The 12,282-nt window shown below is 34.8% G+C and carries 6 protein-coding genes; 4 read left to right on the plus strand and 2 right to left on the minus strand.

Annotated elements, in window-relative coordinates; translation table 11 throughout:
* Positions 1-17: 17 nt before the first annotated feature.
* The 4 genes from CLU83_RS02215 to CLU83_RS02230 all read left to right on the plus strand — a co-directional run bounded on the left by CLU83_RS02215 (position 18) and on the right by CLU83_RS02230 (position 8,227).
* On the plus strand, positions 18-2,438 hold the full coding sequence (locus CLU83_RS02215; protein WP_100430112.1) for a sugar-binding domain-containing protein: 2,421 nt from the start codon (positions 18-20) through the stop codon (positions 2,436-2,438).
* A gap of 370 nt (positions 2,439-2,808) precedes the next feature.
* Entirely contained in the window at positions 2,809-4,446 is a 1,638-nt protein-coding gene (locus tag CLU83_RS02220) for a DUF6377 domain-containing protein (RefSeq protein ID WP_100430113.1), read from the plus strand.
* A gap of 198 nt (positions 4,447-4,644) precedes the next feature.
* The gene (locus CLU83_RS02225; protein ID WP_100430114.1) at positions 4,645-6,861 is read left to right on the plus strand and encodes a glycoside hydrolase family 3 C-terminal domain-containing protein; all 2,217 of its coding nucleotides are present in this window, start codon (positions 4,645-4,647) and stop codon (positions 6,859-6,861) included.
* Between the two features lie 217 nt (positions 6,862-7,078).
* On the plus strand, positions 7,079-8,227 hold the full coding sequence (locus CLU83_RS02230) for an acyltransferase (RefSeq protein WP_100430115.1): 1,149 nt from the start codon (positions 7,079-7,081) through the stop codon (positions 8,225-8,227).
* Between the two features lie 556 nt (positions 8,228-8,783).
* On the opposite strand, the gene CLU83_RS02235 is transcribed toward CLU83_RS02230, so the two are convergent.
* Both CLU83_RS02235 and CLU83_RS02240 read right to left on the minus strand, forming a co-directional pair.
* Positions 8,784-11,042: a GH92 family glycosyl hydrolase gene (locus CLU83_RS02235; RefSeq protein WP_369828791.1), complete on the minus strand. Its 2,259-nt coding sequence runs from the start codon at positions 11,040-11,042 to the stop codon at positions 8,784-8,786.
* Between the two features lie 672 nt (positions 11,043-11,714).
* Positions 11,715-11,918, minus strand: a complete 204-nt coding sequence (locus CLU83_RS02240; RefSeq protein ID WP_100430117.1) for a hypothetical protein — start codon at positions 11,916-11,918, stop codon at positions 11,715-11,717.
* Positions 11,919-12,282: the final 364 nt, after the last annotated feature.

Consider the following 12,282-nt stretch of genomic DNA (forward strand, 5'->3'; position numbering starts at 1 on the left):
ATTAAAATAAATACACAATGACTATTAAAAAACTCGCATTGCCAATTCTCATTTTTTCCTGCTTATCTGCTTTTAGCCAGATATCGTTTGGAGATTCCAAAAAAATTAATGACAACTGGAAGTTTACGTTACAAGATGCTTCAGATGCTCAAAACACAACTTACGATGATGCTAATTGGCAATCGGTAAATGTACCTCATGACTGGAGTGTAGAGGGGAGATTGAGTCCCACTTTGGCCAGCTGTATGGGATATTTGCCAGGGGGCATTGGGTGGTATAGAAAAACATTGAATATTCCTCAAAATAAGCGTGGAGAAAAAGTCTATTTGTATTTTGAAGGAGTCTACAATAGAAGTGAAGTTTTTATAAACGGACATTCTTTAGGAAAACGTCCTAACGGATATATTTCTTTTGCTTATGATGCGACTCCTTTTGTAAAATATGGAGAGGACAATATCATTGCAGTGCGTGTTGACCACAGTAAGAGTGCTGATTCCCGCTGGTACTCAGGCTCTGGTATTTATCGTAATGTGTGGCTGGTTTATTCAAATCCAGTGCATATTGAGCAATGGGGTGTTTATACCTATCCGGAAGTTGCTAATGGAACAGGAACTTTGAATGTAGAAGTAGCTTTGGAAAATGGTTCAGCAGTAAAAACAAATCTTACCGTTGTTAATGAGCTTTTGGATAACAGCGGAAAAACAGTTGCCAAAAGTTCTCAAAAAGTTTCTGTAGAGGCTAATGCAGTCAATAAAACTGCTGTCAAAATAAATGTAAAGAATCCTCAATTATGGGATTTAGAGCATCCGAATCTGTATCAGTTAAAAACAACTGTTTTAAAAGATGGCAAACCAATTGATAAAACGGTAACATCAACAGGTTTCAGAAATTTTACTTTCGATGCAAATAAAGGTTTTGCCCTTAATGGCAAATGGATGAAGATGAAAGGAGTTTGTCTGCACCATGATGCCGGAGTTTTAGGATCGGCAGTGCCTAAAGATGTTTTAAAATCAAGATTGAAAACACTGAAAGAAATAGGGGTAAACGCTATTCGTACCAGCCACAATCCACAAGCACCCGATTTTTATGCGCTGTGTGATGAATTAGGAATCTTAGTTCTTAATGAAGCGTATGACGAATGGGAATTTCCTAAACGCAAATGGTTAACAGGATGGAACGTAGGTACTCCTGGTTTTGAAGGCTCTAATGATATATTTGTTGATTGGGGCGAAAAAGATTTGGAAGATATGGTACGCCGTGACCGTAATCATCTTTCTGTATTTGGTTGGAGCATTGGTAATGAAGTTGATTATCCAAATGATCCATATTCGCACCCTGTTCTGGATAAAGGAACAGAAGGTTTTGGACAAGCGAATTATGGTGGCTACAAAAAAGATGCACCAGATGCTATGCGTCTTGGTGGAATAGCCAAACGTCTTGTAGCAGCTGTGAAAAAATATGATAAATCTCGCCCAACGACGGCTGGATTGGCTGGAGTTGCTATGTCTAACGAAACAGAATATCCAGGAGCTTTAGACATTACAGGATACAATTATACAGAAAGCAAATATGCTTCAGATCACAAAAAATACCCAAACAGAGTGATTTTTGGAAGTGAGAATGTTCATGATATGGGACCATGGCTGGCAGTAAAAAATAATGAACACATATTTGGACAGTTTTTATGGACAGGTATTGATTATTTGGGTGAATCTAATGCCTGGCCATCAAGAGGATTCTATTCTGGATTGGTTGATTTTGCTGGGATTATTAAGCCAAGAGGATATTTCCGTCAGTCATTATGGTCGGATAAACCGATGATTTTTGCTGGAACTTACATAAGCAATAATAAAAAAGAACTTTCTAAAGACGCTTGGCCTATCTGGAATAATTACAATGAAGGCGAAATGATTCGAGTAGTTTGTTATACTAACGCTGCCAAAGCCCGTTTGGAATTAAACGGAAAAGTGGTTGGCGAAGAAAAAAATTACGATGAAAAAACAGGTGTTATTTATTGGGACATTCCTTTTGCTCCAGGCAAATTAGAAGCAATCGGACTTAGTAATGACAACAAAATAGAGAGCCGATATTCAATTGTTTCTTCTCAGCAGCCTTATGCTTTAGTGATTAATGATAAAAACATCACTGTAAACAAAGATGGCGTTGCCAAAGTGATAGTACAGGTATTGGATGAAAAAGGACTGCCAGTAATGCTTTCTGACAACGAAATTACTTGTACAATAAGCGGTTCAGGTACTTTATTGGGATTGGAAGCTGGAAATAACAGCGACATGGGCGATTATACCGATAATGTTCAAAGAGCATTTCACGGACATCTTGTTGCTTATATTCAGGCAACTGAAGGCAGTGAGCCTATAAAAGTTAAGTTTACCAGTACTTGGCTAAAACCGACAGAGGTTAGTATTCAGGTAAAATAAACTGCAGAACTTTCAATAGTTTCTAAGAGATCAAAAATAGTTTCAATTTGGTTAGTTTGCAAAGGCTGTTTCCCGCATAGGAACAGCCTTTGTTTTTTTATAGATCTTAACTCGATTATTATTTTTTGGAGCAGAAAGATTATGCATTTTCAGCAAGCATCGTCCCGTTTTCCGTTATAATCTTATGTTCCGAACCCCGGACCATAAGGATTTCCACTTCAACCGGGGCTAAAAGAAAACATTTTGCTTTTTTGCCATTATTCAAAAAAATAATCGAGTACGGGTTATCTGTAAATAGAAATCGAAAACCGTACTATTTCGTAGCCACTTTATTATATTTGTAATCCATATCATTTAGCCATTATTCAGTTTGAAAAATTGCCTGCTGTTTTTTTTATTTGCGATAAGTCATTCGGGTTATTCATCGGGTGCTGATTCTATTTTTGATAAGTTGAATGACGCAATAAAAAACAAACAGCACTATGTTCTGTTAAAAGAAGAGCGCATTCTGAACTTCAAAAAAATTAAATCAGAAGATTTATCTAAGGAACAGGAATACAATTACAACAAAACTTTATATGCGGAATACCAAAAATTCAATTCTGATTCGGCGATTTTATATGTCAAAAAGAATCTTGTAATTGCCTCCGAACTTCAAAATCCAGCTTTATCAGATTTGGCTAAACTGCAGTTAGCCAACTTATATTCTTCATCGGGAAAATACAGGGAATCTGAATCTATTTTAAAAAGCATCAGCAAAAAAACATTGGCAAAATCACTGCTTCCCAATTATTATGTGGTTTATAGGGAGTTTTTTGAGCATTACAATGCAAACAGTAACAGTAAAATATATATTGAGCAAATAGGGAAATACAGAGATTCTTTGTTAGGCATATTAAATCCTAAAACATTGAATTTTAAAATTAACCAGATTCAGAAAAATATTTTTGATAAAAAATTTACTGCTGCCTTAAAGCAATTATCGGTTTTATTGAAGTACACAAAAGAGGAAGATCCGCAGTATGCGATGATTACATACCTTTTTGGAAAAATTTATGAAGCTGAAAATCAATTAGAATTAAGAAAAAAATATTATGCGCTTTCTGCCACTGCAGATATTAAAAATGCAAATAAAGACAACGCTTCACTTCAGGAATTGGCATTGGTTTTTTATGAAATTGGCGATGTCGATATGGCTTATAAGCTCACGCAATCGGCAATTGAAGATGCGCTTTACTGCAATGTTCAGTTTCGGACACTGCTGATGTCTGAGATTTATTCGATTATAAATACAGCTTATCTAGAAAGAGAGGCCCAAAGAAAAACCGAACTGCAATTGTATCTGATATGCATCAGTCTGCTTTCGGCATTCTTGATTATGGCTGTTATTTATGTGTACAGACAAATGAAAAAAGTATCCAGAATACGCGGCGAACTTTTTATAACCAGCCAAAAATTAGCCGAATTAAACAAAGATATTACCGAAACAAACAGCCAGTTACAGGAACGGAACGCTCAATTATCTGAATCCAATCATATTAAAGAAGAATATATTGCACATTTTTTTAGTCTGTGTTCCAGTTACATCAATAAGTTAGAAAATTACCGTGTTATTTTAAACAAAAAAGCGGCTCTCAAACAGTTTGATGAAATTTACAAGATGCTAAAATCGACCACCTTGGTTGAAAAAGAATTGGAAGAATTGTATGAGAACTTTGATGTGATTTTTTTAAATCTGTATCCGACTTTCGTAAAAGACTTTAATACACTGCTTATTAATGAAGAGCAGATTGTATTGAAACAAGGAGAGTTGTTAAATACAGAACTCCGCATTTTTGCACTGATCCGTTTGGGAATAACTGACAGCGTAAAAATTGCAGCATTTCTTCGTTACTCTTTAAGCACAATTTATAATTATCGTACAAAGGCTAGAAATAAAGCGGCAGTTTCCCGAAATGATTTTGAAGAAACGGTCATGAAAATTGGATTATTACCGTTGAAAGCCTGATTTTTTATTTTAAAACCACTACTTTTTTTAGCTTTTTATTTGTTTTAATTTTTTGATAATTAGTGAATTGACTTTTTATTTTACTACTTTTTTCGTTTAAAAATTAATTGCAGACGATAACGTTTTAGCTTTACAATATTATTAAGATTTACTCAAAGTGTCTTGATAGTATTTTAATGATTTAATAAATTAAGAGGTATGTTTAAAAATGTTAAAACAACTGTTCTTTTACTGTTGTTAAGTTCATTCGCAATGAATGCACAAAATAAAGTTCCAGTTTATCCAGATGATAAAAAACCTATTAATGAGCGTGTAGAAGATGCGCTTTCTAAAATGACAACGGAAGAAAAAATTGCTATGATTCATGCGCAGTCAAAATTCAGTTCGCCAGGTGTTCCGCGTTTGGGAATTCCAGAAAACTGGATGACTGACGGACCACATGGAATTCGTACCGAAGTTTTATGGGACGAATGGAATCAGGCAGGCTGGACAAATGATTCCTGTATTGCATTCCCGGCACTTACCGCTTTATCTGCAACTTGGAATAAAGAAATGGCCTCTTTGTACGGAAAATCAGTTGGAGAGGAAGCCCGTTACCGAAATAAAAATGTATTGTTAGGACCTGGTGTAAATATCTATAGAACACCATTAAACGGCCGAAACTTTGAATATATGGGAGAAGATCCTTTTCTTACTTCAAAGATGGTGGTGCCTTATATTAAAGGGGTGCAATCTAATGGAGTGGCAGCCTGTGTCAAACATTTTGCATTAAACAATCAGGAAACAAATCGTGGTGCCGTAAACGTAATTGTTGATGATCGTGCGTTATATGAAATTTATCTACCGGCATTTAAAGCGGCTGTTCAGGAAGGAGATGCTTGGGCCATTATGGGTTCATACAACAAATACAAAGGACAGCACTGCTGCCATAATGAGTTTTTGTTAAATAATATTCTTCGCGGGGAATGGGGATTCAAAGGAGTTGTAATTTCCGATTGGGGAGGAGTCCATGACACAAAACAAGCGATTTATAATGGTTTGGATTTGGAATTTGGCTCTTGGACTAACGGACTTTCATGGGGAACCAGTAATGCATACGACAACTATTATTTAGCTAAGCCGTATTCAAATATGATTGCAAAAGGTGAAATCGGGACTAAAGAATTAGATGAGAAAGTGCGTCGTATTTTGCGTTTATCTTTCTTAACAACAATGAATAAAGAAAGACCTTTTGGGTCATTTGGAACAAAAGAACATGCTGATGCCGGATTAAAAATCGCTGAAGAAGGAATTGTACTGCTTCAAAATAAAAACAATATTCTTCCAATTGATTTGAACAAAACAAAGAAAATTGCAGTTATTGGAGAGAATGCCATCAAAATGATGACTGTTGGCGGAGGAAGTTCTTCGCTTAAAGCCAGATATGAAATTACACCGCTGGAAGGATTAAAGAAAAGAATCGGTAATCAGGCTGAAGTGGTTTATGCCCGCGGTTATGTAGGAGACCCAACAAGTAATTATAATGGAGTGATTGCAAAAGTGAGTCTGGGGGACAAACGTTCTACTGCTGAATTAACCGCTGAAGTTTTAAAAGTTGCCAAAGACGCCGATGTAGTATTGTTTTTTGGAGGTTTGAACAAAAGCGATAATCAGGATGCTGAAGGAGCAGACCGTAAAGACTTAGGGCTTCCATACAATCAGGATAAATTAATCAGCGAATTGGTTAAAGTAAATAAAAATGTGGTTTTTGTAAACATTTCTGGGAATGCTGTTGCGATGCCGTGGGTAAATGAAGTTCCGGGAATTGTACAAGGATGGTTTTTAGGTACTGAAGCTGGAACTGCTCTGGCTAAAGTTTTGGTTGGAGATGTGAATCCGTCTGGTAAACTGATTTTTACTTTTCCAGTAAAATTAAATGATAATGGAGCACACGCTTTAGGCGAATTTCCAGGAGGTGATGAAGTAACCTACAAAGAGGGAATTTTTGTTGGATACCGCTGGGCTGACAAACAAAAGATAAAGCCTTTGTTTTCTTTTGGTCATGGTTTAAGTTATACGACTTTTGAATATGGAAAAGTAACCGCTGATAAAAAACAAATGGCAGCCGGAGATAAAATTACATTTTCTGTTAAAGTTAAAAACACTGGAAATCGTGAAGGATCAGAAGTGGTGCAACTTTATATCAGCGATTTAAAATCTTCTTTGGTTCGTCCAATAAAAGAGTTAAAAGGTTTTGAGAAAATTTCGCTTAAAGCCGGTGAAGAAAAAACAGTAACATTTACAGTAGACAAAACTGCCTTGAGTTTCTTTGATGATAAAAAACACGATTGGGTTGCCGAACCTGGAGTTTTTGAAGCTTTAATTGGAGCATCGTCTACGGATATAAAATCTAAAGTGAGTTTTTCACTTCAATAAAAAAAGTTATCTGAAAAGGCTGGAGATAAACCTGCAATTGTCAAAAGTTGCAGGTTTATTTTTTACCATTAAGATATTAAGAAAAATTAAGTGTTGTGTTTGCTAATTTAAAAGATTTTAGCCGTTATTGCGTTAGGCTTCATTTTCTTAACATCTCCTATGTTTGCGAAGTTATTGATTAGAATTATAAAATTCACTTTTAACAAATAACCATTTTATGAGTTCCATTTCTACAGATATTAAGCCAAAAAAGCATTATGAAATTTTAGACGGTTTACGTGGAGTAGCGGCAATTTTGGTCGTTGCTTTTCACATTTTTGAAACTTTTAGCGGCGGGAATCGTTTTAAGCAAATTATCAATCATGGCTATTTGGCAGTTGATTTCTTTTTCCTTTTATCAGGATTTGTTGTTGCTTATGCGTACGATGACCGTTGGGGGAAAATGACGCAATGGGAGTTTTATAAACGGCGTTTAATTCGTTTGCAGCCTATGGTTATTATGGGAATGATTATTGGAGCCGCATTATATTATTTTCAGGCTTCGGATATTTTATTTCCGCAGATCGCAACAATGCCATTATGGAAATTACTATTGGTTATGTTTGTTGGTTTTACGTTAATTCCGTTAACGCCATCAGCAGAAATAAGAGGCTGGGGCGAAATGCATCCGCTTGACGGTCCTGCCTGGTCGTTATTTTTTGAATATATCGCGAATATTTTATACGCTTTAATCTTTCGAAAATTCTCTAACAAAGTGCTTTCTATTTTTGTTTTGATATTTGCAGGAATGCTTATTAATTATACTGTTTTTGGTCCAAAAGGCGATGTCATTGGCGGATGGTCGTTGAATTTGGAACAGATGAATATTGGTTTTACCCGTTTGTTATATCCATTTTTTGCTGGGATTTTACTTTCACGTTTAGGGAAATTAATTAATGTAAAAGGAGCTTTCTGGGTTTGCAGTTTATTGATTGCAATTGTTCTTATCGTGCCAAGAATTGGTGATGAAAACAGTTTATGGATGAATGGTATATATGAGTCATTTTGTATTATTCTTGTTTTTCCTTTAATCGTCTCAATTGGTGCCGGCGGTGAAATTAAAAACCCGTTTTCTCTAAAAATCTGCAAATTGCTGGGCGATATTTCATATCCAATTTACATCACTCATTATCCGCTTATTTATTGGTACACCGCTTGGGTTGTTGATAATAAAGTTTCGTTAGAAAATGGTTATACATTAGGAATATGTGTTTTAATTGCAAGTATTTTAATTGCCTATTTATGTTTGAAATTATACGATGAACCAGTACGTAATTGGCTCCAGAATAAATTTCAGAATAAAAAAAATGCTGCAGCAAATAATTAAGTTCATGTTTAAAAAAAAAGCAGCCTTTGAGTTCTATTGAATCAAAGGCTGTTTTTTAAAATTAAATCATTCTATTGGGTTTAATATTTTCTTGATGTTTCAAAAAAACAGAGTTATTTCATTTTGGACTTTAATCCATATAAAAGCAGTTTTTGAGCTAGTGGTCATAAAGTAGGATTTATGAAAGAATTATTTAAAAGTATCCCTGTTTTATTTAAACCAAAAAGTTGATGCAGTGGCATTAGAAATAAGTTCTACAACTTCTAACTGTAGCACAATATACTTTAAATTTTTCTTTATCAGATGCTTTCATAAATTGTTCAATAGGTTCAGTCAAGCTGTGTTGTGCCAATGCAAAACCTGCCTAATGTACGGGCATTATAGCTTTGACTTGAGCATCAATTGCAGCTTGAATACTTTCATGGAAACGTATGTATTTGATTCTAATATTTATTGTATTGGCTTCTATTCTCATTTAACTAAATGGCAGCCACATAGCTTCATGCTCACAATATCAGATAAGACACATTTAAAAAAAAGATCGTTCCTTAGATTTTTATTTTTTGTTACTAGAATACGAATAAGGATAACTACTAGGAGAAGTTCCTCTTTGGATATTTGGTTTTGCAGTCATATCAAAATCCAAAACAGCTCCTTTAAGTAAATCTAAATGATTGATGTAGTTTTTTGAATAGGTTGAATTGTCCCATTTTAATTCATTTACATATTTATTTGTATCTGAATTATTAGATGCATTTATTATTAATTGTTTACCATTCTCTAAATTCAAAGTTACTTTTTTAAATAAAGGAGCTCCCAAAACATATTCATCAGAAGCCGGACAAACAGGATAAAAGCCCATAGCAGAAAAGATATACCAAGCCGAGGTTTGTCCATTATCCTCATCTCCGCAATATCCATCGGGAGTTGGTTTATATAAACGATTCATTACTTCTCTAGACCAATACTGTGTTTTCCATGGCTGACCAGCATAATTATACAAATAAATCATATGTTGAATTGGCTGATTACCATGTGCGTATTGTCCCATATTCATGATCTGCATTTCACGAATTTCATGAATAACGCTGCCATAATAACTTTCATCAAAAACAGGCGGCGTATCAAAAACAGAGTCCAGTTTATCTGTAAATGCATTTTCTCCCCCCATCAAATTTATTAAGCCATTAATATCATGAAACACACTCCAGCTATAATGCATACTGTTTCCTTCGGTAAAAGCATCTCCCCACTTAAATGGATTAAAGTTAGCAGGGAAAGAGCCGTCTTTATTCCTTCCGCTCATCCATTTAGCTGATGGATTAAAGACATTTTTATAATTCATCATTCGTTTTTCGTAGAAAGCAATTTCATTTTTTGGACGATTTAGTGCCTTAGCTAATTTCCAAATTGCAAAATCATCATAAGCATATTCCAAAGTCCTTGCTGCATTCTCGTTGATTTTTACATCATAAGGTACATATCCTAATTCATTATAATACTTAATTCCTGCTCTTCCAACGGCCTCCATTGGTCCTTCGTTATTAGCTCCATTCAATAAGGCTTTGTATAATAGATCAATATCATACCCTCGTAATCCTTTTATATAAGCATCAGAAACAACTGAAGCCGAATTATTCCCCACCATTATGTTTCTAAAGCCAGGACTAGACCATTCGGGTAAAAAGCCTCCTTCTTTATAATCATTTATCAAACCTTCCTGCATTTCTTTGTTTATGGAAGGATAAATTAAATTTAACAATGGGTATAATGCCCTAAAAGTATCCCAAAAGCCTGTTCCTGCATACATATAACCAGGTTCAACCCCGCCATTATATGGACTACGATGAATTGTCTTTCCTGCAGCATCTATTTCATAATGCTTTTGTGGAAAACATGCTGCTCTAAACAGCGAAGAATAAAAAGTTTTTAATTGTTCATCAGTTCCGCCTTCAATTTTTATTCTCCCTAATATTTTATTCCACTCATTTTTTGACTCGGTTACTAAATTGTCAAAAGATTTATTTCCTAATTCTGTTTTTAAATTCAACTCAGCCTGCTCAAAACTGATAAAAGAAGAAGCTGTTTTCACATTTATGATTTCTCCTTTTTTGGTTTCAAAATTAACTACAGCCCCAGAATGATCAGTCGCTATTTCTAATATGTCTTTTTGGAAATTTCCATCGGACCAACAAGCGGCGGATTTAAATGGTTTGTCAAAAATTAAAACAAAATAGTTTTTAAAATCAACCGTTTTGCTCTTTTTTGAAAGTACGGTATACCCAATTACTTTATTTTCATTTGGGATTATTTTTATATATGAACCTCCTTTAAAAGCATCAATTACAATAGAAGACTGTTTGCTTTTAGGAAAAGTAAATTGAAAATCTGCTGCTCTCTCAGTAGTTGTCAATTCAGTAACGACATCATAGTCTGCTAAATAAACACTATAATAATAAGGTTTTGAAATTTCAGCCTTGTGACTGAACCAACTTGCCCTATCATCATCGTTAAAAACTATTTTATTGGTTACTGGCATTATAGCGAATTGACCGTAATCATTCATCCAAGGAGAAGGTTGATGAGTTTGTTTAAAACCTCTAATTTTATTAGCAGTATAAGTATAGCACCAACCATCACCCATCTTACCGGTTTGGGGAGTCCAAAAATTCATTGCCCAAGGTCTGGCTATTGCAGGATAAGTATTTCCGCTAGATAGTTCATCAGTTGATTGGGTTCCCATCAAAGGATTTACATAATCAGCTAAATTCTCTGTCTTGGTTTGACCTCTGGAAATTAATACATAGAATAACATTCCTATTATAAATGTCTTGTTTTTCATGTTTTTATTTTAATAAATTTTTCTAATATCAAATTTATTTATTTTTTTGGCTTTGACCCCATATAAAAAATTATTTTCGATCCATTAGTTATAGCGGCATGGCTGATTCTGTTGTCAAGATGTTCAGTATTCAAACCTCTCATTGAACAAGATCTGAGCTGGAATTCGGTTACCTGAAAATTGATATTTTTTAGGTAACTGAATTTGCACCCTTACGATTAGATTTAATGATGGATTTTGTGAGCAGTAAAAACAAAAAAGCCTTTAAATCCTAAGATTTACAGGCTTTTGATTTCTTCCAAAAAAAGTATTTAAATTTTGGATGTCAGGAACCCACTTGTTCATTTGTTAGGAAGGTAAATCTCCTCTGATGCGGGTTTCATTTGAAAATGAATTTGTTGAACTTTCGCCGGGAATCGAACTCTACCATAAATTCCTTTATTTTCAAGGGCTTTGGAGAGGCTGAATTAATCAGGTAACCGAATTTGCACCCTCTAAAAACGCATTAAATCATTTAAAATTTAATGACGTAGATATATTTTTTTAATAATTGATTTATGCAATAGTTACACCATTATTTAGTCTGCTTTTTGAACTGGTATAGTTGTATTATGGCAATGCACAAGAGGTCTTTATGCTCTTAAATTATCCGATTATACAGCGTAAAACATGCTCTAACTTTAGGCCTGAATACGAACAAAATTCCTCTATGGAAATTAACTGATGCGGTTCTTTGTTCAAGCTGTCTTTAATTTTGTTTAAATACAGCCTTGCCTGTCTGTATGTTTTGCCGGTAATACGCTGTACATCTTTTGGATAAAAACATATCCTGATATTTCCTGCTATCACACTACTACTTTTAATACATTATCCATGACATTGGGGGCACTCTTTTCGGTCAGCGCGCAAATCTTTACCGCTATTTGTCTTTAAAAATATAAGGGTTGGGAAGGAGTAAAGAGTAAAGAAAAAAGAAGCAAGAGGAGAGGGAGAACCGAGTTGCAAACGCTTCATGTGATCCTTAAATAAGTAGGCGTGAAGAGTGAAGAGTAAAGAGTAAAGAGTAAAGAGTAAAGAGTAAAGAAGCGAGAGGAAAGGGGATTAGAACTGCGCTGCAAACGCTTCATTTATTTTCTATAAATAAGTAGGCACTCGTTACAAACGAGCGCCAGAGGAGGAGCTATCGGGATCATGTTCTAAATACATTAACATA

The sequence above is a fragment of the Flavobacterium sp. 1 genome (assembly GCF_002797935.1).
Taxonomy (GTDB): Bacteria; Bacteroidota; Bacteroidia; order Flavobacteriales; family Flavobacteriaceae; genus Flavobacterium.